Origin of the sequence: Bradyrhizobium tropiciagri, assembly GCF_018130545.1 — a bacterium.
In the GTDB taxonomy this organism is placed as follows: Bacteria; Pseudomonadota; Alphaproteobacteria; order Rhizobiales; family Xanthobacteraceae; genus Bradyrhizobium; species Bradyrhizobium tropiciagri_A.
In genome coordinates this window covers 495165-520165 of the sequence record NZ_JAFCKF010000002.1, presented here as the reverse complement: position 1 = coordinate 520165, position 25001 = coordinate 495165, and the positions used below count along the sequence as shown (strand labels likewise).

Here is a 25001-nt window from a genome sequence, read left to right as displayed (position 1 = left end):
CCGGGCATTGACGTTTTGCGCATTGTCGATATCGTTATGATCATAACAATATCGGGAGGCCTCAATGACGGACGCTGCGGCAGCGCGGGATTACACCGATCGCACGCGATATGACGCACTGATGGACGTCGTGAAGAACCGGCTGACGACCCGGGCCTTCGACTCCAGTTACGTGATGCCGCCTGAGCATTACGACATGATCCTGGAAGCGGCGCGGCACGCACCGTCGGGCGCCAATGCCCAACCCTGGCACTTCATTGCCGTCACCGACCAGAACCTGAAGAACCGGATCACGGAGTATTTTCGCGAGGAGCAGGTCGCACGCGCGCGGCTCAAGATGAAATTCCCGACACCCGATTATCGCGGCCTGGCGTCGGCGCCCGGCTTCATCGTGGTCGCCAGCGACTTCCGCTGGGTCAAGGCGTTTCCCGTGCTCAATGACGGCTCCGATCTCGACAAGATGTACAAGGAAAATGCCGAGCGCATTCTGCTGCAGAGTGTGGCGGCGGCGACCATGTCGGCGCATCTCGCAGCGGCGGCCCTTGGCTATAACGTGTGGTGGGTGACCGCGATCGGGCAGGAGAAGGCGCAGCAGGCGATGAAGCCGCTGCTCGGCATCCCTGAGGAACTATCCGTGCTCGATATCATGTGCTTCGGGCCGCCGGCCAAGCCGCCGTACAAGCGCTGGAAGAAGAGCCTTTCCGAGATCAGCAACTGGAACAGGTTCGATGATCAGCACTTCATGACGGAAGCAGAGATCGACGAATGGGTGTCAACTCAACGCCACAAGGTGATGTACCGCGATGCCGAGAACGTCGACTAAGGCAGCGGCGCCAGCCAGGCGCCTCGCGTCGGACTACCGGCTGGAGGACCAGGTCGGCTTCCTGCTGCGCCGGGCCTATCAGCGCGCGTCGTCCAATCTGGTGGAGCGAATCGGATCGTATGATCTGACCGCTCCGCAATATGCGACGCTGGCCCGGCTCTACGAACGCGGTGCGCTGTCGCAGAATTTACTCGGGCGGCTGGTGGCGATGGAGCCGGCCAATATCCGCGACGTCGTGCTGCGGCTGAAGAAGCGGCGGCTGGTTGCGACCCGGCGCGATCCGACCGACAAGCGGCTGATCCTGATCGACCTGACCGCGGCCGGCACCGCGCTGATCGAGCAGTTGATCCCGATCGAGATCGAATGCACCGCAACGACGTTGGCGCCGCTCAAGGCGAACGAGAGGAAGCAGCTCTATGATCTGCTCGGCCGCCTAGCCGATGGCTGAGCCGGCGCCACATATTCGCTGTCGTCCCTGCCTAGTGCGCTATTGCGCACGGGAGCAGGGACCCATAACCACAAGGCATCGTGGTTGAAGCGAGCTGTCGCTCCAGCGTTGCAACACAATCGGCATTCGTGGTTATGGGTCCCGGGTCAAGCCCGGGACGACAGCGGGCATGTGGCGCCGTCAGGCCGAAATCGCCTTGGCCGATCCGACCTGGTTGCGCAGCAGGAATTTCTGGATCTTGCCCGTGGATGTTTTCGGGATCACGCCGAACACCACTGATTTCGGCGTCTTGAACCCCGACATGTGCTCGCGGCAATAGGCGATGATCTCGGCCTCGGTCGCCTTGGCGCCGTCCTTGAGCTCGATGAAGGCGCAGGGCACTTCGCCCCATTTCGGATCGGGCTTGGCGACCACAGCCGCAAACAGCACGGCCGGGTGCTTGTAGAGGACATCCTCGACCTCGACCGATGAGACATTCTCGCCGCCGGAGATGATGATGTCCTTGGAGCGGTCCTTGATGATGACGTAGCCGTGCTCGTCGAGCACGCCGAGATCGCCGGTATGAAACCAGCCGCCGGCGAAGGATTCCTGCGTTGCCTTCTCGTTCTTCAGATAGCCCTTCATCACGATGTTGCCGCGGAACATGACCTCGCCGATGGTCTCGCCGTCGCGCGGCACCTCGCGCATGGTCTCGGGGTCGAGCACCGTGACGCCTTCTTGCAACGGATAGGAGACGCCCTGACGCCGCTTCAGCTGCGCGCGCGCATCCGCCGACAGTTCGTCCCAGCCGGGTTGCTCGGCACAGACCGAGGCGGGGCCGTAGACTTCGGTCAGTCCATAGACATGGGTCAGCCTGATGCCGATGCTTTCAGCCCCTTCGAGCACCGCAACCGGCGGCGCCGCACCCGCGATCAGCCCCACGACGGGCTTTGCCTTGCCGGCCTTCGGCGCGTCAGGCGCGTTGATCAGCGTGTTGTAGACGATCGGCGCGCCACACATGTGGGTGACGCCGTGCTTCGGGATCAATTCGAAGATCTTGGCCGGATCGACCTTGCGCAGGCAGACATTGACGCCGGCAGTCGCCGCGATGGTCCAGGGGAAGCACCAGCCGTTGCAGTGGAACATCGGCAGCGTCCAGAGATAGACCGGATGCTGGCCGAGATTGCCGGCGAGGATGTTGCTGACGGCGTTGAGATAGGCGCCGCGGTGATGGGTCACGACGCCCTTGGGGTTGCCCGTCGTGCCGGAGGTGTAGCTCAGCGCAATCGCATTCCATTCGTCGGCCGGCGGACGCTCCACAAACGCCGGATCGCCTGATGCGACCGCCGCCTCATATTCGATCTCGCCGATCCGCTTGCCGCCGGCGAACGCCGCGTCATCGACGTCGATCACGAACGGTTTTGCACCCTGCATCAGGGTCAAAGCTTCCGCGATCACGCCCGAGAATTCCGGATCGACCAGGATGATCTTCGCACCGCCATGATCGAGCTGGAACGCGATCGACGCCGCGTCGAGCCGGATGTTGAGTGCGTTGAGCACCGCGCCAGTCATCGGCACCGCGAAATGCAGCTCGTTCATCGCCGGGATGTTCGGCAGCATCGCCGCGACGGTGTCGCCATGGCCGATGCCTTGGCCTGCGAGATAGGACGCGAAGCGCTTGCAGCGCTCGTAGGTCGCTTTCCAGGTGAAGCTGCGGCCTTCATAGACCGCGCTGAGATGGTCGGGATAAACAGCGGCCGACCGCGCCAGGAAGCTCAGCGGCGTCAGCGGTACGTAATTGGCGGGCGTCTTGTCCAACCCGATCGAGTACTGGTTCTGAGCTGCACTCATGGCTCTATCCATCCGCAAGGTGCTTTAGAGGAAACCAATCGATATCCAGGGGAAGACGGCGACGATGATCAGGCCGATCAACAGCGCCAGCATGTAGCCCCAGATCGGCCGGATACCCTCGGCCGGATCGACGCGCCCGATGGCGCAGGCGGCATAATAGCCGACGCCGAACGGCGGCGCGAACAATCCGATTCCCATCGCCAGGATGATGATCATGGCGTAGTGCACCTCGTGGACGCCGACCTGGTGCGCAATCGGAAACAGCAGCGGCCCGAACAGCACGATCGCCGGAATGCCCTCCAGCACGCTGCCGAGGATCACGAAGGCCAGGATCGAGACCGCTATGAAGGTCGCCGACCCGCCGGGCAATCCCGCCATCGACGCCGCCAGCGCCCGGGAGAAGCCGGACTGGGTCAGGCCCCAGGCCATGCCGGTCGCGGTACCGATGATGAACAGGATCGCACCCGACAGGCACGCCGTGTCGATCAGCATCGGCACCAGCCGCCGCCAGTTGAACTTGCGGTAGATCAGAAGCCCGATGACGAAGGCGTAGACGATGCCGATGGTCGAGACCTCGGTCGCGGTGGCGATGCCTTCGACCACGGCGTAGCGGATCACGAAGGGCAGGGCCAGTGCGGGCAGGGCGAACACGAACGCCTTGCCGATCTCGCTGCCGGAGGCGCGCTGCACGTGGCTGAGATCCTCGCCGCGGTAGCGCCACCACACCAGCCCCGACAGCGTGATCGCCAGCACCACGCCCGGCAACAGGCCGCCGGTGAACAGCGCCGAGATCGAGACGCCGGTGACCGAGCCGATCGTGATCAGCACCAGGCTCGGCGGAATGGTTTCGGTCTGGGCGCCGGTCGCAGCGAGCAGGGCGACCAGATCACCCGGTCTGGCGCCGCGCTCCTTCATTTCCGGAAACAGCACCGGCGCGACCGCGGCCATGTCGGCGGCCTTCGACCCGGAGATGCCGGAGACCAGGTACATGGCGCCGACCAGCACGTAATGCAGGCCGCCGCGGACATGCCCGAGCAGGCTCGCCAGGAACGCGACCATCGCGCGCGCCATGCCGGTCATCTCGATCAGGAGGCCGAGGAAGACGAACAGCGGCACCGACAGCAGGATCAGGTGGCTCATGCCCTCGTCCATCCGGCCGACCAGCACCATCAGCGGCGTCCGCGTCGTCAGCGCCAGATAGCCGAAGATCGCCATGCCGAAGGCAAAGCCGATCGGCACGCCCGCGAACACGCAGAAGCCGACCACGCCGACGAAGAAGATGATCAGATTGAGATTGCCGAGCGGCCGCAGCATCGGCTGCGCCAGCCAGAATACGCCGATCAGGGCGACCACGGTGAGCGCGGCCAGCAGGAAGGTTTTGAAACTGCCGACCCGCGCCAGCCGCAGCAGCGCGAACAGCGCCATCAGGCAGGTGCCGACCGGCAGCGCCGCCGCGCGCCAGGTGTTGGAGATCTGCAGCGCCGGCGTGGTGATGAAGCTTTCCTCATACGCGTATTCATAGGCCGGATGCACGATCAGGATCAGGAACGCCAGTGCGGCGCAGGTCGCGACCACATCCAGATAGGCCCACAGCCGCGGTCCGGCGCTGGCGACCAGCGCCGTCATCCGCATGTGCTCGCCGCGGCGGAACGCGACCGCCGATCCCAGCATGGCCAGCCACAGGAACAGGATCGACGCCAGCTCGTCGGACCAGATTAGCGGCGCGTGCAGCACGTAACGCGACACCACGCCGGCGAACAGGATGACGACCTCGGCGACCACGAGGATCGCCGCGGGAATTTCCACCAGCAGCCCGAGCGCGGCTTCGATGGAACCGAGAACGGAGCGGCGGCGAGGGGGCTGTGACGCCGCCTCGCCGGCCACGGCCGGCGTCATCTCGACATGCGCCATGGCAAGCCTCCCGCTTGATCGATCAGGACAGTTTGCCGACGGACTTCTCAAGCAGATCCCAGGCCTTCTCGCCGTACTTGCCCTTCCACTCGGCGTAGAAGCCGGCGGCCCGCAACTTGTCACGGAACGGCCCGACCTCGGGCTGGTTGAACACGAGACCCTTGCCGGTAAGCTCCTGCTTCACCGTGGCGTTAAGCTTCTCGGTGTCCTCGCGCTCCTTGACGGCCGCCGCATTGACGTTCTTGGCAACGATGGTCTTGATATCAGCAGGCAGCGCCGCCCAGGCACGACGGTTCATCAGGAACCAGAAGCCGTCCCACATGTGGTTGGTCATCGAGCAGTACTTCTGCACCTCGTACAGCTTCGCGGCCGAGATCAGCGCCAGCGGGTTTTCCTGGCCCTCGACGATCTTGGTCTGCAACGCAGAATAGACCTCGCTGAAATTGATCGAGGCGGGCGATGCATCGAACGCCTTGAACATCGAGGTCCACAGCGGCGACACCGGCACGCGGATCTTGAAGCCCTTGAGATCGTCCGGGCCGGTAATCGGCTTGGTCGACGACGTGGTCTGGCGGAAGCCGTTGTCCCAGATCTTTTCCATGACCTCGAGGCCGGCCTTGTTGATCTCGCCGCGCACATAGGCGCCGAGCTCGCCATCCATGGCCTTCCAGACCGTGGGATAGTCAGGGAATGCGAAACCGATGCCGTTGATCGAGGCGGCCGGCACCAGGGTCGCCAGGATCAGGCCGGACAGCGTGAAGAACTCGACGCCGCCGGAGCGCACCTGGCTCAGCATGTCGGTATCGGAACCGAGCTGGCTGTTCGGGAACACCTGGAGATCAAACCGGCCGTTGGTCTCGGTCTTGATCGCAGCCGCCATCTCCCGGGCGCGCGCCACGAACGGGTGCGACTCCGGCAGGTTGTTGGCGAACTTGTAGGAGAACTCGGCCGACTGGGCGCGCGCGACATACGGCGCGCCAATTCCGCCCAGGACGGCGGAAGCGGCGGAAACCTTCAGCAGCGTGCGTCGTGAAAAGCTCATTGGTGTTGCTCCCTCGAGAGGCTTGTTGTTGTTCTGAGATGCCATCCTATACGGACCTGATGCTGTGGGGTCACCAGCGATCTCTGCACAGCTGGGGCTTATTGCAGCGTCCGTACGCCGCGGCAATATCGGCTTTCTGACGAGACGAGCGCGCGAGGTTCGCCGTGCTGCTACGACTAGGCGATCCATGGTCGGGATCCGTCAGGACAGGCGCCAAGCTGCGGTCCTGTGCGAAGATTTCCCACTAAATATCTGATCTAATTGTAGATATAAATATTCCATAATATACCTTATGCGAATTACGGATATGGGCAGCCGGGATCGCTTGACGCCGGGCTTGGAGCGTTTGCTTGATAGTCTGCCCCCGACTCAACGACGCCATAGCGAGGTTTGCAGACCGATGGCCCGACGTACCGGCAGCGCTGATCTTCCCCTCCACGGTGGACGCGTGCCGCCATGGCTGGCGCAGCGCATGGCGACGCTGGGCGCCATCATCACGCAGGCCGTGGTCCACCATTACGGCCGTGACGCATTCCTGCAGCGGCTCTCACATCCGTTCTGGTTCCAGTCGTTCGGCGCCGTGATGGGCATGGACTGGCATTCGTCTGGTATCACCACGAGCGTCATTGGCGCGCTGAAGCGCGGGCTGGCGCCGATGCAGGACGAGCTCGGCATCTACGTCTGCGGCGGCCGCGGCAAGCATTCGCGGCGGACGCCGGACGAGCTGTCGGCGCTGGGCGAGCGGACCGGCTTCGACGGCGTTGCCCTCACCCGCGCCAGCCGTCTGGTCGCCAAGGTCGACAGCGCCGCGGTCCAGGACGGTTTCGAGCTCTATCTGCATGGCTTCTTCGTCACGGCCGACGGCAAATGGACCGTGGTCCAGCAAGGCATGAGCGACAGCAAGCGGCAGGCGCGACGCTATCACTGGCATTCCGAAGGCCTGCGCAGCTTTGTCGACGAGCCGCACAGCGCGATCGACGGCCCATCGCAAGGTGAGATCGTCAATCTCACCGACCACCGCGCCGACGGCTCGCGCCAGGCCCAGCTCGACTTGTTGGCTGTGCTCGGTCCCGACGGCATCTCGCGTCAATATGCCGAACTGACCGAGAAGATAGAGGCGCAGGGCGATCTCCTGCACTTGATCATGCCGGCCCACCACGATGTGCGCTCCAGCGATGTCTTCATCCGCCGCCTGCACGGCACCCTCGCCGCCGCCGCCGAGCGCGGGCCGCTGGACTTCCCCGAGCTGCTGCTGTCGCCGGGCGTCGGCGCCCGCACCGTGGAGTCGCTCGCGATGGTCGCCGAGGTCGTGCACGGGACGCCGTATCGTTTCCGCGATCCGGCGCGTTTCTCGCTCGCGCATGGCGGCAAGGACCGCCATCCGTTTCCGGTGCCGATCAAGGTCTATGACGAGACCATCGGCGTGCTGAAATCGGCGGTGCAGCAGGCAAAGCTTGGCCGCGACGAGGAGTTGCAGGCGTTGAAGCGGCTCGACGATCAGGCCCGCAGGCTCGAGCGGACCGCGACCGGCCCATCCTTCGATGCCTTCGTGGCCAATGAGCGCGCGCGTTCGCCAAGCCTCGGCGGCCGCTCGGTATTCGGCTGGGAGGCCGACCTCGCCGGCCGCGACGGCATCACCAAGCGCTAGACCATCGAACGTAATGGCCCTGCCCACACCATCCTAGATATCTCGTTAGCGTGATTGGGGCGAGCGTGGATTGGCGTTCGGCTGGGCAGCGACCAGCAGGGACACCTCGGCAGCTGTGTTCAGGTCCAGACCGCGCCCTCGCCTAGCCGCCATGCCTCCGCTGGGACGGGCGAAGGGATGCCGTGGCGGGCTCGGTTGTGCCCGTCCCGCGGGATTTCTTAATCAACCGAGAGTTTTCGCCTTGGCAACGCACATCTTCCTGAGCATCCGGCGTTGGCAGGGGCGAGCCGAACGGATAGGCTTGGGTCTTTGTAGCGAAACACTTTTTAGTTCGTCTCACAGGGGGGGTGCGGTGAGGCTGATTTATCTCTCCGTCGGACTCTTGATTGGATTTAGTGGGTCCTCTGCTTGCGCCGCCGAGAAGCCAGTCGTTGAACTTCTAGCAGCCTGCGACCGAGCTGCGGCTCATCCATTTGATAGCACGCGCCCAGCGGGAGTTGCCGGCGTCAGTTTTGAAAAGATCGTCGCAGAGGTCGCGATCGATGCATGCGAACGTGCGGCGAAGGCGGCCCCAAACGATCCCCGGATCGCCCTGCAGCTTGGTCGGGCATATCAGGCCGCCAAAAACGTTGATGCGGCCCGGCGGCAATACGCCAAGGCGTTCGAGGGTGGCAGCGTTCAAGGTGCGGCCAGCCTGGCGTCGCTTTATCTGATTGGAGAGAGCGGCATCCCGAAGGATGACGCCGAAGCGCTCCGCCTCTCGAAATTCGCTGCAGATCACGGGAACGCGCAGGGTCAAAACGACCTTGGAGTTCTTTATCTAGGGGGACACGGCGGGCTGCCCCAAAATGATAGTGAAGCCGCCCGTCTTTTTAGGCTTTCCGCAGATCAGGGCTTCGCGTCAGCGCAATATAATCTCGGCAGATTATATCAAACGGGACGGGGCGGCTTGGCCAAAGATGATTACGCGGCCGCCCGTCTATACAGAACGGCAGCAGAGCGTGGTAACGCTTTCGCGCAAGTCTATCTCGGGATCTTTTATCTCGAGGGACGCGGCGGAGTCACCAAAGATGAACGTGAAGCGGGCCGACTGTACAAATTATCGGCTGACCAAGGTAACGCCCTTGGCCAGGTGAACCTCGGGTTTGCCTATGAGCGTGGGAGCGGGCGGGCTAGCAAGAGACGATCGTGAAGCTGTGCGTCTCTACAAATTGTCAGCTGAACAAGGCAACGATCAGGCGCAAACTAACTTGGGCGCGGCGTATTTGCGCGGCTCCGGTGGCTTAACCAGGGACGAGACCGAAGCAGTACGGCTTTATAAGCTCGCAGCAGAACACAGGAATGCGCAGGCGCAGGCGAATCTAGGACTTGCCTATTTGGGTGGAGTCGGAGGACTGCCGAAAGATGTTGTCGAGGCTGTACGTTATTTCAAAATGTCTGCAGAGGATGGCAACGCTCAAGGTCAGGCAAATCTGGGAGCTGCATACGAGCGCGGCGATGGCGGGTTATTAAAAGATGAGCGCGAAGCCGTCCGCCTGTACAGGCTAGCCGCAGATCACGGAAATCGTTTTGCCCAGGCGGCACTGGCCCGTCTCGGCGTCCTTTGGCCCGCGGCACCTCAGATAGTGACCGAACTATCCGCGGGCGACGCGCGCGTGAGGATGGTTTCAGGCAATGGGACCTTTTACGTGCCCGCTCTCATAAACGACACCCTGAAGTTAAACTTCGTTGTTGACAGTGGAGCCTCTGACGTTTCGATCCCAGCCAATGTTGCTCAAACATTGATGAGGACCGGCACGATCAACGAAAGCGACTTTACTGGATCCGCAAACCATCGCCTTGCTGATGGTTCGATTGTCTCATCGAGGACATTTATCATCAGATCTTTGAAGGTTGGAGATCGAACGGTGACCAATGTTCGCGCAAGCATCGCACGCGCCAATGCCCCTTTGCTGCTTGGACAGTCCTTTTTGAATAGGTTCAGGTCTTGGTCGCAGGACAACGTAAACCACGAACTTGTCCTTCAATGAGGTCTCACAATCAAGGATGACTCTCATCGATGCGTGCATCATGCATGCATCCCCGTGCGTGCCTTGGCCTCAGCTTCGGCTTGGCTCTGCATAGAGCATCGAGTCGACATCGAGCGCGGCCGGCTTATAGACGGGGACCTTCCCCAGGTACTGGAACGCCGAGCCGCGCTTGTCGATCGGGACACCCGTCAGTGCCCCCTGAAGCGTGGTTTCCGCCGTCCGAGGAAAGCCGCAACGCCCTCCTTGTGATCGTCGGTGAGGCTCGCCAACGCGAACTGGTCGAGGTCCATATGGCTGGCGAGATCGTCGAGCGCATGCGCCAGGCGGTTGACCGTCAGCTTGGTCATCGCCACCGAAATCGGCGGCTGGGCCGCGACCTTGGCCGCGAGTGCCATTGCAGCGTCAAACGATTTGCCGGGATCAGTCACCTGCTCTACCAGGCCCCATTCGTAGGCTTCCTCGGCCGAGATCCGGTCGTCGGCCAGGATCACGGCCTGCTTGGTGCGTGCCGGGCCCATCAGATGCAGCATGCGCGGTACGCTCTGCCAGCTCATGTTCATGCCGAGCGCGATCTCCGGCACCCGCAGATGCGCATCGCGCGCCATGACGCGGAAATCCAGCGCGACCGCGAGCGCCACGCCGCCACCGACGCAAAAGCCCTCGATCGCACCGATCGTGACCTGCTCCATCTCCTGCCAGGCGCGCGTCAGGCGCGGGCCGAGCTTCAGGTGACGGCGCAGCGTGCCCATGTCCATGGTCGCGCGCGAACGCCCCTCGGCGTCCTTGAGGTCGAAGCCGGCGCTGAACGCTTTGGCGCTGCCGGTCAGCACCACCACAGAGGTCGCGCCATCGTCCTCGAAACTGCGTGCCGCATCCGTCAGCTGCCGCAGCGCCTCCGGCGACAGCGCGTTGATACCGTCGCCGCGGTCGAACCGTACCACGGCGATGCGGCCCTCCGGTCCGAGGCCCTTCTCGATCGTCACATCGTCAACCACGCATACCTCCCTGCTCGCATTGTTGTGTACTGCCTGCCTCGACATAGCACGGCGGTTTCGCCTATTCTCTGGGCATGAGCGAACATGATCACCACCACCACGATCACCACCATTCCGAACTGTCGGAGACCGAACTGCGCGTCCGCGCGCTGGAATCGATCCTGACCGAGAAGGGCTATGTCGAGGCTGCCGCGCTCGACGCCATCGTGCAGGCCTATGAGACCAAGATCGGGCCGCATAACGGCGCCCGGGTTGTCGCCAAGGCCTGGAGCGATCCCGCCTTCAAGCAGGCGCTGCTCGAGGATGCCTCCAAGGCGGTCGGCACGCTCGGCCATGTCAGCCGGGTCGGCGACCATCTGGTCGCGATCGAGAACACGCCTGGCCGTCACAACATGGTCGTCTGCACTTTGTGCTCCTGTTACCCCTGGGAAATGCTCGGGCTGCCGCCGGTCTGGTACAAGGCCTCGCCGTACCGCTCGCGCGCGGTCAAGGATCCACGCGGCGTGCTCGCCGATTTCGGCGTCAGCCTGCCGAAGGAGACCGAAATCCGGGTCTGGGATTCGACCGCGGAAACGCGCTTCCTGGTGCTGCCGATGCGGCCCGCGGGCACCGAGGGCTGGAGCGAAGACCAGCTCGCCGAGCTCGTGACGCGCGATTCGATGATCGGCACCGGATTCCCGAAAACGCCGGGAGCTCCGTCATGAATGGCGTCCACGACATGGGCGGCATGGACGGGTTCGGCAAGGTCGAGCCCGAGCCGAACGAGCCGATGTTCCATGAGGAATGGGAATCGCGGGTGCTCGCAATGGTCCGCGCGATGGGCGCGGCCGGCGCGTTCAACATCGATGCCTCGCGCTTCTATCGCGAGACCCTGCCCCCGCAGGTCTATCTGTCGAGCTCCTATTACAAGAAATGGTTCCTTGGGCTGGAAGCCCTGCTGCTCGACAAGGGCTATATCTCCAAGGACGACGTCGCATCCGGACATTCCGTCGCGCCGGCGAAATCGCTCAAGCACGGCACGTTCTCGATGGCCGATGTCGAGCGCATCATGGTGCGCGGCAAGTTCGGCCGCGCAGCGCCAGGACCGGCGAAGTTCAAGGCCGGCGACCGGGTCCGCGCGAAGAACATCCACCCCGCCACCCACACGCGGCTGCCGCGCTATGTGCGCGGTCATGTCGGCGTGGTCGAGCGCGATCACGGCTGTCATGTGTTTCCCGATACGGTCGCGAACGACGCTGGCGAGCATCCGCAATGGCTGTACACCGTCGTGTTCGATGGACGCGAGCTGTGGGGACCGGACTCCGACCCGACTATCAAGGTCTCGATCGACGCGTTCGAGCCATATCTGGAGGCCGTGTGATGGATGCCGGCGCCGCGGCGCGCGCGACCAGCGCCGTCTCCAGCATTCCCCGCGACCAGGACGGACCGGTGTTCCGCGCGCCGTGGGAAGCGCAGGCCTTCGCGATGGCGCTGACGCTGCATGACCGCGGCGTGTTCACCTGGCCCGAATGGGCCGCAGCGCTTGCCGATCAGATCAAGCGCGCGCAGGCCGCCGGCGATCCCGATACCGGCGAGACCTATTACCAGCATTGGCTGGCGACGCTCGAGCACTTGGTCGCCGCCAAGGGCGTCACGACATCGGAGACGCTGCATCGCTATCGCGACGCCTGGGACCACGCCGCCGACCGCACCCCGCACGGCCAACCGATCGTACTGACGTCGGCGGATTTTAGGTAGAGGCGCTTTCCTTTCGCCTCGTTCGCATTGTCGAAGAGCCTTGTTCGGCGTCATCACCCGCGAAAGCGGGTGATCCAGTATTCCAGAGACAGCAGTGCTCGAGCCGAGGGGGCGCGGCGTACTGGATCGCCAGGTCGAGCCGGGCGATGACAGCTGTAGTTATTTCGGAATAATGGAAAAATACGACTGAGTTGCCCGACGTGTCAAGTGGTCCGTGTCCAACGCCGACGGCCGACGGCTACTGTGCATGGGGTTGTTTTTCGATATTTTGGCGGAGCGCCCCCGCGACACGGCGTTGGATGCGATCGCTGCGCCAGCTTGTGCCGTCAGACAACTCAGGGATTGCCGCCACTCCCCTGCGCGACATACTCCCGCCAGCCCTTGGCGCGCAGGCTGCAAGCCGGGCATTCGCCGCAGCCATAGCCCCAATCGTGCTGCGCGCCGCGTTCGCCGAGATAGCAGGTGTGGGAGTGCTCGCGGATCAGATCAACCAGCCCTGCTCCGCCGAGTTCGTGCGCGAGCCGCCAGGTCGCGGCCTTGTCGAGCCACATCAGCGGCGTGTGCAGCTCGAAATCCCTGGCCATGCCGAGATTGAGCGCCGACTGCAACGCCTTGATGGTCTCGTCGCGGCAATCCGGATAGCCGGAATAGTCGGTCTCGCACATGCCGCCGATGATGTGGCGGATGCCGCGCCGGTAGGCCAGCGCCGCGGCGAAGGTGAGGAACACGAGGTTGCGGCCCGGCACGAAGGTGTTGGGCAATCCGTCGGCGCCCATTTCGATGGCGACGTCGCGGGTCAGCGCGGTGTCGGAGATATCGGACAGTGTCGGGATCGCGAGCGTATGGCTGTCACCGACCTTAGCCGCCCAGTCGGGCCGCACCTGCTTGATCCCGGCCAGCAGCCGGTCGCGGCAATCGAGTTCGACGGCATGGCGCTGGCCGTAGGAGAAACCGAGCATCTCGACGCGGGCAAAGCGCGACAGCGCCCAGGCCAGACAGGTGGTGGAATCCTGGCCGCCGGAAAACAGCACCAGCGCCGTGTCGGAAGTGTTCTGATCGGTCATGGAACGGGCTTTAGCATCCCTTGGCCGTACGGCCAATCGGTGGACAGCGCCGTTATTCCGGCGCGTTTTGCTGGGATCGACAGGGTCGATTTGGCATAACGGCCAGACCTCTCATACAGCGGTGCTCCATGACCCCTTCCCGCGACATTTCCCGCCTGATCGAGATCATGGCCGCGCTGCGCACGCCGGTGACCGGCTGCCCATGGGACCTCGAGCAGGACTTCCAGACGATCGCGCCCTACACGATCGAGGAGGCCTATGAAGTCGCGGACGCGATCTCGCGCGGCGATCTCGACGATTTGCGCGAGGAGCTCGGCGACCTGCTGCTGCAGGTGGTGTATCACGCCCAGATGGCGGAAGAGCAGAACGCCTTCGCGTTCGGCGATGTGGTCGAGGCGATCACGAAGAAGATGATCCGCCGTCACCCGCACGTCTTTGCCGACAAGGACGGCAATATCCAGCCCGCCGGCGTCAAGAGCGCCTGGGAACGCATCAAGGCCGAGGAGAAGGCGGAGCGCGCCGCGCGGCGGCCGCCGGAGGATACGGCGCACAAGTCGCTGCTGGCGAGCGTGAAGGCGGGCCTGCCTGCCCTGACGCGCGCGATGGAGTTGCAGCGCAAGGCGTCCACCGTTGGCTTCGACTGGAACGACCCGCGCGCGGTGCTCGCCAAGATCCGCGAGGAAGCCGACGAGATCGAGGCCGCGCTCGACCGCAACGACAAGGCCGAGATCGCGGAAGAGACCGGCGACCTGATGTTCGCGCTGGTCAACCTCGCCCGCCACGTCGACGCCGACCCGGAAACCGTGCTGCGCGCAACCAACGCCAAGTTCGAGCGGCGCTTCGCCTATATCGAGACGGCGCTCGCGGCCAAGGGCCGCCCGCTCGAGGGCGCGACGCTGGAGGAGATGGACGCGCTGTGGAACGAGGCGAAAACCGCCGCCACAACCACCGCTGTCGTCCCTGCGAAAGCAGGGACTCATACCGCGTGATCTATCAATAGGCCGCCGGCGACGGTCCCGCGCTAGTCATCGACCAGCAAAGTTATTGTGTGGAACTGCGACCAAGCGCAATAACTATGGCCGGTGGTTATGGGTCCCTGCTCCCGTGCGCAATTGCGCACTAGGCAGGGACGACATCGAATACGTGGAGGTGCCGCGTCAAAATACGCAGCTTCCGCCTACAACAGCGTCCCGTGCAGGATGACCGCAGCAACGCCGAAATAGATCACGAGTCCCGTCACGTCGACCAGCGTCGCGACGAACGGCGCGGACGCGCTGGCGGGATCAAAGCCGATGCGCTTGAGGATGAAGGGCAGCATCGAGCCGCACAGCGAGCCGAAGGTGACGATGCCGACCAGCGCAGCGCCGACGGTGGTGGCCACCAGCACCCAATGCGGGCCGTAGTCGAACAGGCCGAGCGTCTGCCAGAGCGTGATCCTGACAATGCCGATCACGCCCAGGATGGACCCGAGCACGATGCCGGTCGGCAGTTCACGAATGGCGACACGCCACCAGTCGCGCAGCCGCACCTCGTGCAGCGCCAGCGAGCGGATCAGCAGCGAAGTCGCCTGCGAGCCGGAATTGCCGCCGGAGCTCATGATCAGCGGGATGAACAGCGTCAGCACGATCGCCTTCTCGAGCTCGCTCTGGTACGACTGCATCGCGGTGGCGGTCAGCATTTCCGACAGGAACAGGGCGCACAGCCAGCCGGCGCGCTTCTTGATCATCTCGCCGAACCCGATCCGCAGATAAGGCTCATCGATCGCCTCCATGCCGCCGAACTTCTGGGCGTCCTCGGTGGATTCCTCGACGATGGCGTCGATGACGTCGTCGACCGTGACAATGCCGAGGATATGGCCGGGGCCGTCGACGACGGCGACGGCGAGCAGATCGTAGCGCGAGATCAGCCGCGCCGCCTCCATGCGATCGGCTTCGGGAGCAATCATCAGCGGCTTGCGCGCCGGTGCCGCGGTTAGCACATTGGCGTGCGGATCGGCCGAGATCAGCCGGCGCAGCGGCACCGCCTGGATCAGGGTCTTCTTGACCGGGTCGATCACGAAGATCGAATAGACGGTCTCGCGGGTGCGCTCGACCATCCGGATGTGATGCAGCACCTCGGCGATGGTCCAGCTCGACGGCACGCTGACGAACTCGGTCGTCATGATGCTGCCGGCGCTGCGCTCGGGATAGGCCAATAGCCCCGAGATGACGTTGCGGGTGTCCGGATTGAGGCCGTTCAGCAGCGTGGTGCGCAGCGGCTCGACCAGCTCCTTGAAGATGTCGGCGGCGCGGTCGTCGGAGACACTCGACAGCAGCGACACCGCGGTATCGGTCGGCAGCTCGGCCAGGATCTCGCAGGTGTTGTCGAGCCCGGGCAGGTCGAGCACCTCGATCGCCTTCTCTGACGGCAGCGATCGCAGCAGCTGCGCGGCCTCTTCCGGCTCCCGGGCATTGAGCGCGTCGACGATTTCGGGGGCCCGTGCATGGGCGAGATCACCGTTCTGGCCGGCGAGCGTGTCGTGGGTGATGGTTTCGCTGGTGTCCTGCATCGATCGGCCTCGGCTTTGCGTCCAGCAGCGCAATGAACCAAGGCGGCGCAGATTTCAAACGGAAAGTGCGGCCGCACGTCGCAGTCGTGTCCAAGTGAGGCCGCGTCACGGCGCCGTCACATTTCGGAAGAATGCGACCGCCGGTGACGTTGATCAGGCCCGGCTGAACAGCTTTGCCGCGTCCTCCACCGCTTGCCGTGCGGCGGCGACATCAGGCATTTCGTTGTCGTCGTTGAAGCCGAAATAATCGTTCTCGCCGACCGGCTGGACCACGATCCCGTCGCGCCGGCCAAGGACGCTGAGGTTGCGGTAGAACACGCCATAGTTGACGTCCGGCTGGGGAATGAGCCAGGCGATCTGGCCGCGCACCGGGACGATGCTCTCGTCACGAAACAACGCACGGGCGCCATAACCGGTGCAATTGAGGATGACCTTCTCGGGGATTTTCGACAGATCCGATGGCGCGTGCAGTTCGGTCGGCACGAAGCGGCCTCCCGCCCCCTGAAATTCCGCTTCGAGGTGGTGGTAGAGATCCGTGACGTTGTAAGTCAGCGAAGCGCTCTTCCAGGCATAGGGCGCGGGAAACGGATTTGTCCCGGCGGCCTGCAAGTCCCATCGCGGCGTCAGCGTCCTGACGCGGTCGCGCAGTTCGAGGAATTTCTTCGTGCCCTCACCCGACGCGTGCTGGCGGCGGTGTGGACGCCCCTCGGCGTCGGGGGCTTCGTCGGACAGCAAATAGCGATCCGTCCATTCGATCGGATTGCCGGCCAGGCCGAGATAGCTTTGATGGGTCGCAAAGGTGGCGCGCGCCATCCGCTCCCAGCGGTCGGCGAAATCCGGCGCGACGTCAGCCTCCATCGCGATCCGTGAATCCGGCGACCAGTCCCCGGTCGCACGCGCCGAGCGCACCTGGGGGAAGCGCTCCTTGGCGTAGATCGTGACCGTCGCGCCCATCCGCTGGGCCGTGATCGCGGTCGTCAGGCCGATCGCGCCGGCACCGACGACGGCAATGTCGCGCGCGCTCAATTGCAGGGCGAGCGGCACCGCCTCCTGCGCGGCGCCCCAGGACAGCGACCAGCCGCTTCCGCCGTGGCCGTAATTGTGAACGACATATTTCGCGCCGACCCATTCCGCCTCGATGCGCGGACCGGCAGCGCGGAACGGGCGCAGGCAGACCGTGACTCGAAACATGCGGTCGGCGCGTGCGAGAACCGGCCGCAGCGCGGGCGCATCGGCAAAGCCCGCGCCTTCAGCGGCCAGGCGCGTTGAAATTCCGGCGACCGCAGCGCTCGCCAGACCGCTGCCGAGAAATGTACGGCGATTGAGCATCGATCCCCCCGGTCGCAACGCCGCCCTGCCGGGCGTTACGTCTCGTGCGGAAGAGCATCGAATCGTGACATCACGATGTCGCGCTTGGTTTCGTCGACGCGCACCGTCATGTCGAACCGCTCGCCGTTGAGCTGCTTGTTCAGGACCTCGGCATTGCGATGCAGCCAGCTGATGCCGGCGCCGTCGGAGGCGTCGATCGACAGCTGCAAGGTCATGCGCTTGGCCGCGAGGCGATCCTCGATCGCGGCCAGCAGCGCGTCGATCCCCTCGCCTGTCGCGGCCGAAACCAGGAAGCATGGCCGCTCCGGCGGACGGCGCGCCGCAATGTTGCGCAGATTGTCCCGCTCCTCCTGATCAAAGCGGTCGATCTTGTTCCAGACCTCGATGATGCGCTGGCCGCCATCGGCGTCGGGATCGATGCCGAGCTGGCGCAACACGCCCTCGACGTCACGCTCCTGCGCTTCGGCATCTTCATGCGAGATATCGCGGACATGCAGGATGATGTCGGCTTCCAGCACCTCCTCCAGCGTGGCGCGAAACGCGGCCACCAGCTGGGTCGGCAGATTGGAGATGAAGCCGACCGTGTCCGACAGCATCGCCTTGCCGCCATGCGGCAGGTTGAGCGCGCGCAGGGTCGGATCCAGCGTCGCAAACAGCATGTCGGCGGCCTGCACGTCGGCACGCGTCAGGCGATTGAACAGCGTCGACTTGCCGGCATTGGTGTAACCGACCAGCGCCACCACGCGATACGGCACGCGCTGGCGGCCGGCACGATGCAGTCGCCGCGTCGCCTGCACCTTCTTCAACTCGCCTTCGAGCTTGGTGATGCGCTCGCTGATCAGGCGGCGGTCGGCCTCGATCTGGGTTTCGCCGGGGCCGCCCATGAAGCCGAAGCCGCCGCGCTGGCGCTCGAGATGGGTCCACGACCGCACCAGGCGGCTGCGTTGATAATTGAGATGGGCGAGCTCGACCTGCAGCGCGCCTTCCTTGGTCTTGGCGCGGCGGCCGAAGATTTCCAGGATCAGGCCGGTGCGGTCGAGCACCTTGGTGCTCCAGGCCTTCTCGAGGTTGCGCTGCTGGATCGGCGACAGCGCGCAATCCATCACCACGAGCTCGACCTCGTTGCTGGCGACGAGGCCGTTGATCTCCTCGACCTTGCCCTTGCCGAGATAGGTTGCAGGCCGGATCTGGCTGATCGGCGCGACAACTGAGTCGACCACGGTGAGCTCGATCGCCGCGGCAAGGCCGGCGGCCTCCTCGATCCGGGCTTCATAGTCGCGGACAGAGGATTCCGTTTGCGCATCGCCGTCGCCGCGGCGCATGCGCAGGTACGGGCCGATGACGATCACCCGCCCGCTGCTGCCGTTCCCCGCCGCCCCGGGCCTAGACTTGGTCCGGTCGGCGCCCCCTTCACGATTGAAGGGTTCCAATCAGTTCACTCTCAAGCCGGTGCGTCCTCACCACCTTCGAACAGCTGAATCGGAGCGCCGGGCATGATGGTCGAGATCGCGTGCTTGTAGACCAGCTGCGAGTGACCGTCGCGCCGCAGCAGCAAGCAGAAATTGTCGAACCATGTGACAATGCCCTGCAGCTTCACTCCGTTGACCAGAAATATCGTCAGTGGCGTCTTGGTTTTACGAACGTGGTTCAGGAAGGTGTCTTGTAGATTTTGTGCGCGGTCTGCCGCCATTGTTTTTGTCCCGCAAGCTTGTGCTTCTTTTTATTGAACCGGTTGCGACTCTCTGACGGAGCCTCCTCCGGCTGCCCGTCTGCCCTGAGATCCCCCTCTGGCAGGCGTAGCGGTAGGATTAGAGGCTACGCGCGGTTTTTAGGCAAGCCGGTTCGCGCAGCAGTCGGTAGGAACACGGTGGCAATTCTAAGAAAGGGCGAGGAAAGAGACGAATATTCTCGTGGAGAGTGGATAAATCCCCGGTTGTACCGGCTCCGCGCTCGCCTCGCCGGCCACCCCGCCCGGTCCTGGGCAGACCCCGGTATCCCCGGCGGGATCGCCGGGGCGTCGCTCCTGGCCGAACAGCCTCAGCCGTCAGGCTCGAGGGTCAGCCGACCCCGAGCGCCTTCAGCTTGCGATGCAGCGCCGAGCGCTCCATGCCGACAAACTCCGCGGTGCGCGAGATATTGCCGGAGAAGCGGCTGATCTGGGCGATCAGGTAGTCGCGCTCGAACACCTCGCGCGCCTCGCGCAGCGGCAGGCCCATGATGTGCTCGCCATTGTTGGAGGTCGGCATCGCCGGCACCATCGAGCCGACGTCCTGCGGCAGCATGTCGGCGGTGATGATCGCCTCCGGGCCGCCACCCGCCAGGATCATCACGCGTTCGACGTTGTTGCGCAGCTGGCGGACATTGCCCGGCCAGACATGCGACTGCAGCACGGCCATCGCGTCCTGCCCGATCTGCCGCTTCGGCAGGCCGGTGGCCGCCGAAATCTGGTCCATGAAATAGTCGATCAGCTCGGGGATGTCCTCGCGACGCTCCGACAGCGGCGGCACCCGGATCGGCACCACCGAGAGGCGGTGATAGAGATCCTCGCGGAAGCGGCCCGCGGCGATCTCCTCCTCCAGATTGCGCGCCGTCGACGAGATGATGCGGACGTCGACATGCACCTTGCTGGTGCCACCCTGACGCTGGAAGGTCTGATCGACCAGCACGCGCAGGATCTTGTTCTGAGTCTCGCGCGGCATGTCCGCGATCTCGTCGATGAACAGCGTGCCGCCATGCGCTTCCTCGAGCGCGCCGGCCTTGCGTTGCTGCTCGCCATTCGCGCCTTCGATGCCGAACAGCTCGATCTCCATGCGCTCCGGCGTGATCGCGGCGGCGTTGATCACCACGAACGGCCCCTCGGCGCGTCCGGAGGCATGATGCAGCGTCCGCGCGGCGAGCTCCTTGCCGGCGCCGGACGGGCCGACGATCAGGATGCGGCTGTTGGCCTTGGCGGCGCGATCGATGGTCTGGCGCAGCTGGTTCATGCAGGCCGAGCGGCCGGTCAGCACGCTCGCCGCCGGAGCCAGCTGCTTCAGCTCCTTCACCTCGCGCTTCAGCCGCGAGGTCTCCAGCGCCCGGGTCGCGACCAGGATCAGCCGGTCCGACTTGAACGGCTTCTCGATGAAGTCGTAGGCGCCGCGCTTGATCGCGGCGACCGCGGTCTCGATGTTGCCGTGGCCGGAGATCATCACGACCGGCAGATCGGCGTTGTCCTTCTTGATCTGCTCGAGCAACTGCAGGCCGTCGAGCTTGGAGCCCTGCAGCCAGATGTCGAGGAAGACCAGGCTCGGGCGGCGGTTGGCGATCTCGGCGAGTGCCGAGTCGCTGTCGCGCGCGGTGCGCGTCGAAAACCCCTCATCGTCCAGGATGCCCGCAACGAGGTCGCGAATGTCAGCTTCGTCGTCGACAATCAGAATGTCACTGGCCATGGGTTACACCTGCGTTGTCAGTCGCCCGTCGCGGCTTTGATTTTTGGCTGTTGCGCATCTGGCTCTTGATTATTTGGTTCGGGACTATCGGGTTCTTGGATCGGTTGTTGGCTTGGTTCTTGGATTTTTGGTTCATTGTTGGTCGCCTGTGCCGGGCCGTTGGTCGGCTCTTCCGGCGGATTTTTTTCACTGTCGGGATCGATTTCGTCCGGTTTTACGGCCGGCTTCTGGTCCTTGCTCTCGGGTTTCGTCTCCAGCTTCGCCTCGGGCTTGGTCTCAGGCTTGGTCTCAGGCTTGGCCGCCTGGCCTGTGACGGAAAAGCGCAGCCGCATCCAGGCACCGCGCTGGCCCTCGCGGAAATCGGAGGCGTCCTTGAGCTCGATGCGGCCGCCATGGTCCTCGAGGACGCGGCCGACGATCGCAAGTCCAAGACCGGTGCCCTTGGCCCGCGTCGTGACATAGGGTTCGAGCAGGCGCGAACGGGCAACCTTGGGCAGGCCGATGCCGTTATCGACGACGTCGATCAGGATGTCGTCATTCTCGCGCTGCGCCACCACGTCGATGCGGCCCTTGCCGAGCTCCTCGGGCGGGACCTGCTCGATCGCCTCGGTGGCGTTCTTGATGATGTTGGTCAGCGCCTGCGAGATCAGGCGGCGGTCGAACTGCGCCGGCAGCGGCGACTGCTTGATGTCGGCCTCGATATCGAGATCGGGATGCGCGACCTTCATCAGGAACACGGCCTGGCGCACTACGTCGGCGACGTCTTCGCCCTCCATCACGGGCTTGGGCATCCGCGCGAAGCGCGAGAACTCGTCGACCATGCGCCTGATGTCGTCGACCTGGCGCACGATGGTATCGGTGCACTGCTCGAAGATCGACTTGTCCTTCTCTTCGGTGATGGTCTTGCCGAATTTGCGGCGGATGCGCTCGGCCGAGAGCTGGATCGGGGTCAGCGGGTTCTTGATCTCGTGGGCGATGCGGCGGGCGACGTCGCCCCAGGCCGAGGTGCGCTGCGCCGAAACCAGTTCGGTGATGTCGTCGAGCGTGATGATGTAGCTGTCGCGCGACTGGCTGGTCTGCTCGGCTGACACCCGAACCGACAAATTGCGCTCATTGCCGTCGCGCAGGATCGTCACCTGCCCCTGCACCAGCCGCTGCGTGCCTTCGCGCGCGGTCTTCATCATCTCGTCGAGCTCAGGCAGCACGTCCGAGAGCGGATGGCCGAGCGTCTCCGACTCGGCATGCCCGATCAGCTTCTCCGCAGAGCGGTTGAGGATGCCGACGCTGCCTGAGGCGTCGACCCCGATGATGCCGGCGCTCGCCGACGACAGCACCGCTTCGATGAAGCGGCGGCGACTGTCGATGGTCTCGGAGGCATCGACCAGCTCATTGCGCTGGGTGCGCAGCTCCTGCGTCATCTTGTTGAAGGTTTCGCCGAGCAATGCGAGGTCGCTCGCCGATTTGTTGACGGGCACCTGGACGTTGAGATTGCCGGTTGAGACCTCGCTTGCAGCGCCCATCAGCTGTCGGATCGGCGACACCAGGCCGTTGGCGAAGTTCAGCCCGATCAGCACCGAGGCCATCAGGATGGTCAGTGCGATCACCGCGAACATCAGCGCGAAGGCGACCTGGATGCCGAGCCGGCGGGTCTCGAGCTGGGCATATTCGGCGGCGCTGGTCTGGGTCTGCTTGAGCTGGGCGACGACGGCCGGATCGAGCAGCCGCGCCACGTAGAGGAAGGTGTCGTCGAAGGTCTTGAGACGAACCACGGAGGCGACATAGCTCTCCGGAAACACCGAAATCTCGGGATCAGTATCGTTGACCTTGCTGAGGAAGTCCGGCGGCGGCAGCGCGTAGCTCAGGTTGATCCCGGTCTCGGCGCTCTCCAGGATGTGGCCGTCCTTGTCCATCAGCACCACGACCGGCAAGTTGCGCGCGGCCGCGGCGGCGGTCAGGAACTCGCGGAACGAGAGGCGGTCCTGGTCGTAGAGCGGGGTCAGGCGTGCGCGGGAGATGTCGTTGGCCATCCCGAGGATGTCGCCGCGGATCAGCTGCGCATGCTCCTGCATGTAGGCGCTGGCAATGGTCAGCGAATTCTGGATCACCTCCTTGGTGGGGCCCGAGAACAGCCGGTCGAGACCACGCTCGATGGTGACGTTGGCCACGATCGAGACCAGCACGGCCGGCAACACCGCGATCACCGAGAACAGGCCGACGATCTGCACATGCAGCCGCGCCGCCGCCCGGCCGCGCCGCCTCGCCTGCACCATCTGCCAGACTTCCCGGACGATGATCCCGACCAGCAGCAGGATAGTGCCGGCGTTGATCATCAGGAACGAGCGGACCACCTCGGGCGTCGGCTCGATCGGGGTCAGGTTGGTCAGCACCACGAAGGTGAGGAAGCCGGACAGCAGCGCGAGGGCGATGGCGAACGGCGCCAGCCAGCGCCGCAAGGGGAAGCCACGCGCCTCCGCCCCTGCCTCTGCATTGGGCCCGGCCGGGGACGCGTGTAACGTTGAAGCGGTTGTCTCTGCGCTGGTCATACCGGCAATTGAGCTGAGTGCGATCGCCCGCGGGAATTGCGAACTGATGCAATCATATCACAATGTTGCCGAATTGCGACATTTCCGCGGCGCAAACCGAGGCGCGACGCCGTGTCCTCAAAACCATTTGTGACTACTCAATAACGGTAGCGGGGCTGGTAGCCCCGCCCCGTCACCCCTACCCGCCGCTCCGGTAGACCTGGATATCGAGGTCGCGGATCTTCTTGCGCAGTGTGTTGCGGTTCAATCCGAGCAAATCGGCGGCCCGGATCTGGTTGCCGCGGGTCGCTGCCAGCGCGGCGGTCAACAGCGGGATCTCGATCTCCTTGAGGATGCGGTGATAGAGGCCCGGCGGCGGCACGCCATTCGGGAAGCCGGAGAAGTGCGAGGACAGATAGGCCTCGACCGCGCCGCCGAGATTGTCGACGCCGACGGTGGCGGTGCTGCCCGAGGTCACGGCGGGCGGCGCCAGCTCGCCATCGATCACGGACGACGTAATGACGTCCTGCGGATAGAGCGCGGCCAGCCGCCGGGCGAGGTTTTCCAGCTCACGGACATTGCCCGGCCAGCGGTGCTGCTTGAGCCGCTCCAGCGCCTGGGCGTCGAGCTTCTTCGGCGGCAGGCCGTCCTTCTCGGCGAGCGAGAAGAAGTGCCGGATCAGGTCGGGTAGATCCTCGATACGCTCGCGTAAGGGAGGCAGCCGCAGCGGCACCACATTGAGGCGGAAGAACAGGTCTTCGCGGAACAGGCCCTGCTGGATCAGGATACGCAGGTCCTTGTTGGAGGCCGCGACGATGCGGACGTCGGTCTTGATCGGGGTGCGGCCGCCGACGGTGGTGTATTCGCCCTGCTGCAGCACGCGCAGCAGCCGGGTCTGCGCCTCCATCGGCATGTCGCCGATCTCGTCGAGGAACAGCGTGCCGCCCTCGGCCTGCTCGAAGCGGCCGGAGGCGCGGGTGTTGGCGCCGGTGAAAGCGCCGCGCTCATGGCCGAACAACTCTGACTCAATCAGGTCACGCGGGATCGCCGCCATGTTGACCGCGACGAACGGGCCGTTGCGGCGCCGGCCGTAATCGTGCAGCGCGCGGGCGACCAGCTCCTTGCCGGTGCCCGACTCGCCCGAGATCATCACGGTGAGATCGGTCTGCATCAGCCGCGCCAGCACGCGGTAGATTTCCTGCATCGCCGGCGAGCGGCCGACCAGCGGTATCGAGTCGAACTCGCCGTCGTCGGCGGGGCTCGAGACCCGCTCCTTCGGCTCGGCCAGCGCGCGGCCGACGATGGTGATCAGCTCTTTCAGATCGAACGGCTTCGGCAGATATTCATAAGCGCCGCGCTCGGAAGCGCGGATCGCGGTCATGAAGGTGTTCTGCGCGCTCATCACGATGACGGGCAGATTGGGCCGCATCTTCTTGATCCGCGGCAGCAGATCGAAGGCGTTCTCGTCGGGCATCACCACATCGGTGATCACGAGATCGCCCTCGCCTTGGCTGACCCAGCGCCACAGCGTGGCGGCGTTGCCGGTCAGGCGAACCTCATAGCCGGCGCGCGACAGCGCCTGGTTCAGGACGGTCCGGATGGCTGTGTCGTCGTCAGCGACAAGTATGCTACCTGCAGGCATTGGT

The 25001-nt window shown here is 64.4% G+C and carries 21 protein-coding genes; 9 read left to right on the top strand and 12 right to left on the bottom strand.

The genetic code is table 11. From position 1 onward, the window contains the following. The first annotated feature begins 64 nt into the window (after window positions 1–64). Together JQ616_RS09025 and JQ616_RS09020 are read left to right on the top strand one after the other, a co-directional pair. Entirely contained in the window at window positions 65–823 is a 759-nt protein-coding gene (locus JQ616_RS09025; RefSeq protein ID WP_212013779.1) for a nitroreductase family protein, read from the top strand. Beyond that, window positions 804–1271: a MarR family winged helix-turn-helix transcriptional regulator gene (locus JQ616_RS09020; RefSeq protein WP_212013777.1), complete on the top strand. Its 468-nt coding sequence runs from the start codon at window positions 804–806 to the stop codon at window positions 1269–1271. The genes JQ616_RS09025 and JQ616_RS09020 overlap by 20 nt, the downstream gene beginning before the upstream one ends. 180 nt (window positions 1272–1451) lie before the next feature. On the opposite strand, the gene JQ616_RS09015 is transcribed toward JQ616_RS09020, so the two are convergent. Genes JQ616_RS09015 through JQ616_RS09005 form a run of 3 tightly spaced genes read right to left on the bottom strand, consistent with a single transcriptional unit; the run spans window position 1452 to window position 6054 of the window. Beyond that, window positions 1452–3101: an acyl-CoA synthetase gene (locus JQ616_RS09015; protein ID WP_212013776.1), complete on the bottom strand. Its 1650-nt coding sequence runs from the start codon at window positions 3099–3101 to the stop codon at window positions 1452–1454. 24 nt (window positions 3102–3125) lie between these two features. Beyond that, a complete protein-coding gene (locus tag JQ616_RS09010; RefSeq protein WP_212013775.1) occupies window positions 3126–5012 on the bottom strand; it encodes a TRAP transporter large permease in 1887 nt (628 codons plus the stop codon). A gap of 22 nt (window positions 5013–5034) precedes the next feature. Continuing rightward, entirely contained in the window at window positions 5035–6054 is a 1020-nt protein-coding gene (locus JQ616_RS09005; protein WP_212013774.1) for a TRAP transporter substrate-binding protein, read from the bottom strand. A gap of 400 nt (window positions 6055–6454) precedes the next feature. Between JQ616_RS09005 and JQ616_RS09000 the strand changes: the two genes are divergently transcribed. The 3 genes from JQ616_RS09000 (at window position 6455) to JQ616_RS08990 (ending at window position 9732) form a co-directional block, all read left to right on the top strand. Then, window positions 6455–7702, top strand: coding sequence for a DUF763 domain-containing protein (locus tag JQ616_RS09000; RefSeq protein ID WP_212013773.1), 1248 nt, complete (start codon window positions 6455–6457; stop codon window positions 7700–7702). Window positions 7703–8054: 352 nt separating this feature from the next. After that, window positions 8055–8894, top strand: coding sequence for a tetratricopeptide repeat protein (locus tag JQ616_RS08995; RefSeq protein ID WP_212013772.1), 840 nt, complete (start codon window positions 8055–8057; stop codon window positions 8892–8894). Next, the gene (locus tag JQ616_RS08990; protein ID WP_212013771.1) at window positions 8854–9732 is read left to right on the top strand and encodes a retroviral-like aspartic protease family protein; all 879 of its coding nucleotides are present in this window, start codon (window positions 8854–8856) and stop codon (window positions 9730–9732) included. The genes JQ616_RS08995 and JQ616_RS08990 overlap by 41 nt, the downstream gene beginning before the upstream one ends. A gap of 188 nt (window positions 9733–9920) precedes the next feature. On the opposite strand, the gene JQ616_RS08985 is transcribed toward JQ616_RS08990, so the two are convergent. Then, window positions 9921–10727 carry an enoyl-CoA hydratase/isomerase family protein gene (locus JQ616_RS08985; RefSeq protein WP_212013770.1) on the bottom strand — a complete coding sequence of 269 codons (807 nt, stop codon included), beginning with the start codon at window positions 10725–10727 and terminating at the stop codon, window positions 9921–9923. A gap of 74 nt (window positions 10728–10801) precedes the next feature. Between JQ616_RS08985 and nthA the strand changes: the two genes are divergently transcribed. From nthA to JQ616_RS08970, 3 genes are read left to right on the top strand one after another with little or no spacing between them, the layout of a single operon-like run. After that, window positions 10802–11431, top strand: coding sequence for a nitrile hydratase subunit alpha (gene nthA, locus JQ616_RS08980; RefSeq protein WP_212013768.1), 630 nt, complete (start codon window positions 10802–10804; stop codon window positions 11429–11431). After that, on the top strand, window positions 11428–12087 hold the full coding sequence (gene nthB, locus JQ616_RS08975; protein WP_212013765.1) for a nitrile hydratase subunit beta: 660 nt from the start codon (window positions 11428–11430) through the stop codon (window positions 12085–12087). Before nthA ends, nthB begins: the two co-directional genes overlap by 4 nt. After that, window positions 12087–12464, top strand: coding sequence for a nitrile hydratase accessory protein (locus tag JQ616_RS08970; RefSeq protein WP_212013764.1), 378 nt, complete (start codon window positions 12087–12089; stop codon window positions 12462–12464). Before nthB ends, JQ616_RS08970 begins: the two co-directional genes overlap by 1 nt. 335 nt (window positions 12465–12799) lie before the next feature. Here JQ616_RS08970 and queC read toward each other — a convergent pair whose 3' ends face one another. Further along, window positions 12800–13528 (bottom strand): 7-cyano-7-deazaguanine synthase QueC, encoded by a 729-nt coding sequence (gene queC / locus JQ616_RS08965; protein ID WP_212013761.1) that lies wholly within the window; start codon window positions 13526–13528, stop codon window positions 12800–12802. A 128-nt stretch (window positions 13529–13656) separates the two neighbouring features. Here queC and mazG point away from each other — a divergent pair, with 128 nt between their 5' ends. Beyond that, window positions 13657–14517 (top strand): nucleoside triphosphate pyrophosphohydrolase, encoded by an 861-nt coding sequence (gene mazG, locus JQ616_RS08960; RefSeq protein WP_212013759.1) that lies wholly within the window; start codon window positions 13657–13659, stop codon window positions 14515–14517. Between the two features lie 188 nt (window positions 14518–14705). Here the strand turns inward: mazG and mgtE are convergent, their stop codons facing one another. From mgtE to ntrC, 7 genes are all read right to left on the bottom strand, one after another. Then, entirely contained in the window at window positions 14706–16076 is a 1371-nt protein-coding gene (gene mgtE / locus JQ616_RS08955; protein ID WP_212013757.1) for a magnesium transporter, read from the bottom strand. A gap of 153 nt (window positions 16077–16229) precedes the next feature. Further along, window positions 16230–17405 carry an FAD-dependent oxidoreductase gene (locus tag JQ616_RS08950; RefSeq protein WP_212013755.1) on the bottom strand — a complete coding sequence of 392 codons (1176 nt, stop codon included), beginning with the start codon at window positions 17403–17405 and terminating at the stop codon, window positions 16230–16232. A gap of 35 nt (window positions 17406–17440) precedes the next feature. Continuing rightward, the gene (gene hflX, locus JQ616_RS08945; RefSeq protein ID WP_212013753.1) at window positions 17441–18835 is read right to left on the bottom strand and encodes a GTPase HflX; all 1395 of its coding nucleotides are present in this window, start codon (window positions 18833–18835) and stop codon (window positions 17441–17443) included. 11 nt (window positions 18836–18846) lie between these two features. Next, on the bottom strand, window positions 18847–19095 hold the full coding sequence (hfq, locus tag JQ616_RS08940; protein ID WP_006020546.1) for an RNA chaperone Hfq: 249 nt from the start codon (window positions 19093–19095) through the stop codon (window positions 18847–18849). A gap of 367 nt (window positions 19096–19462) precedes the next feature. Further along, a complete protein-coding gene (locus JQ616_RS08935; protein ID WP_212013751.1) occupies window positions 19463–20833 on the bottom strand; it encodes a sigma-54-dependent transcriptional regulator in 1371 nt (456 codons plus the stop codon). A 17-nt stretch (window positions 20834–20850) separates the two neighbouring features. Continuing rightward, the gene (locus tag JQ616_RS08930; RefSeq protein ID WP_212013749.1) at window positions 20851–23376 is read right to left on the bottom strand and encodes a sensor histidine kinase NtrY-like; all 2526 of its coding nucleotides are present in this window, start codon (window positions 23374–23376) and stop codon (window positions 20851–20853) included. Between the two features lie 178 nt (window positions 23377–23554). Beyond that, window positions 23555–24997 carry a nitrogen regulation protein NR(I) gene (gene ntrC, locus JQ616_RS08925; RefSeq protein WP_050419700.1) on the bottom strand — a complete coding sequence of 481 codons (1443 nt, stop codon included), beginning with the start codon at window positions 24995–24997 and terminating at the stop codon, window positions 23555–23557. Window positions 24998–25001 lie beyond the last annotated feature (4 nt).

What these genes read in the sequence shown, in the direction of transcription:
- JQ616_RS09025 (WP_212013779.1), top strand. Translation starts at nt 65, where the DNA reads ATGACGGACGCTGCGGCAGCGCGGGATTACACCGATCGCACGCGATAT.
- JQ616_RS09020 (WP_212013777.1), top strand. Translation starts at nt 804, where the DNA reads ATGCCGAGAACGTCGACTAAGGCAGCGGCGCCAGCCAGGCGCCTCGCG.
- JQ616_RS09015 (WP_212013776.1), bottom strand. Translation starts at nt 3,101, where the DNA reads ATGAGTGCAGCTCAGAACCAGTACTCGATCGGGTTGGACAAGACGCCC.
- JQ616_RS09010 (WP_212013775.1), bottom strand. Translation starts at nt 5,012, where the DNA reads ATGGCGCATGTCGAGATGACGCCGGCCGTGGCCGGCGAGGCGGCGTCA.
- JQ616_RS09005 (WP_212013774.1), bottom strand. Translation starts at nt 6,054, where the DNA reads ATGAGCTTTTCACGACGCACGCTGCTGAAGGTTTCCGCCGCTTCCGCC.
- JQ616_RS09000 (WP_212013773.1), top strand. Translation starts at nt 6,455, where the DNA reads ATGGCCCGACGTACCGGCAGCGCTGATCTTCCCCTCCACGGTGGACGC.
- JQ616_RS08990 (WP_212013771.1), top strand. Translation starts at nt 8,854, where the DNA reads ATGAGCGTGGGAGCGGGCGGGCTAGCAAGAGACGATCGTGAAGCTGTG.
- nthA (WP_212013768.1), top strand. Translation starts at nt 10,802, where the DNA reads ATGAGCGAACATGATCACCACCACCACGATCACCACCATTCCGAACTG.
- nthB (WP_212013765.1), top strand. Translation starts at nt 11,428, where the DNA reads ATGAATGGCGTCCACGACATGGGCGGCATGGACGGGTTCGGCAAGGTC.
- JQ616_RS08970 (WP_212013764.1), top strand. Translation starts at nt 12,087, where the DNA reads ATGGATGCCGGCGCCGCGGCGCGCGCGACCAGCGCCGTCTCCAGCATT.
- queC (WP_212013761.1), bottom strand. Translation starts at nt 13,528, where the DNA reads ATGACCGATCAGAACACTTCCGACACGGCGCTGGTGCTGTTTTCCGGC.
- mazG (WP_212013759.1), top strand. Translation starts at nt 13,657, where the DNA reads ATGACCCCTTCCCGCGACATTTCCCGCCTGATCGAGATCATGGCCGCG.
- mgtE (WP_212013757.1), bottom strand. Translation starts at nt 16,076, where the DNA reads ATGCAGGACACCAGCGAAACCATCACCCACGACACGCTCGCCGGCCAG.
- JQ616_RS08950 (WP_212013755.1), bottom strand. Translation starts at nt 17,405, where the DNA reads ATGCTCAATCGCCGTACATTTCTCGGCAGCGGTCTGGCGAGCGCTGCG.
- hfq (WP_006020546.1), bottom strand. Translation starts at nt 19,095, where the DNA reads ATGGCGGCAGACCGCGCACAAAATCTACAAGACACCTTCCTGAACCAC.
- JQ616_RS08935 (WP_212013751.1), bottom strand. Translation starts at nt 20,833, where the DNA reads ATGGCCAGTGACATTCTGATTGTCGACGACGAAGCTGACATTCGCGAC.
- JQ616_RS08930 (WP_212013749.1), bottom strand. Translation starts at nt 23,376, where the DNA reads ATGACCAGCGCAGAGACAACCGCTTCAACGTTACACGCGTCCCCGGCC.
- ntrC (WP_050419700.1), bottom strand. Translation starts at nt 24,997, where the DNA reads ATGCCTGCAGGTAGCATACTTGTCGCTGACGACGACACAGCCATCCGG.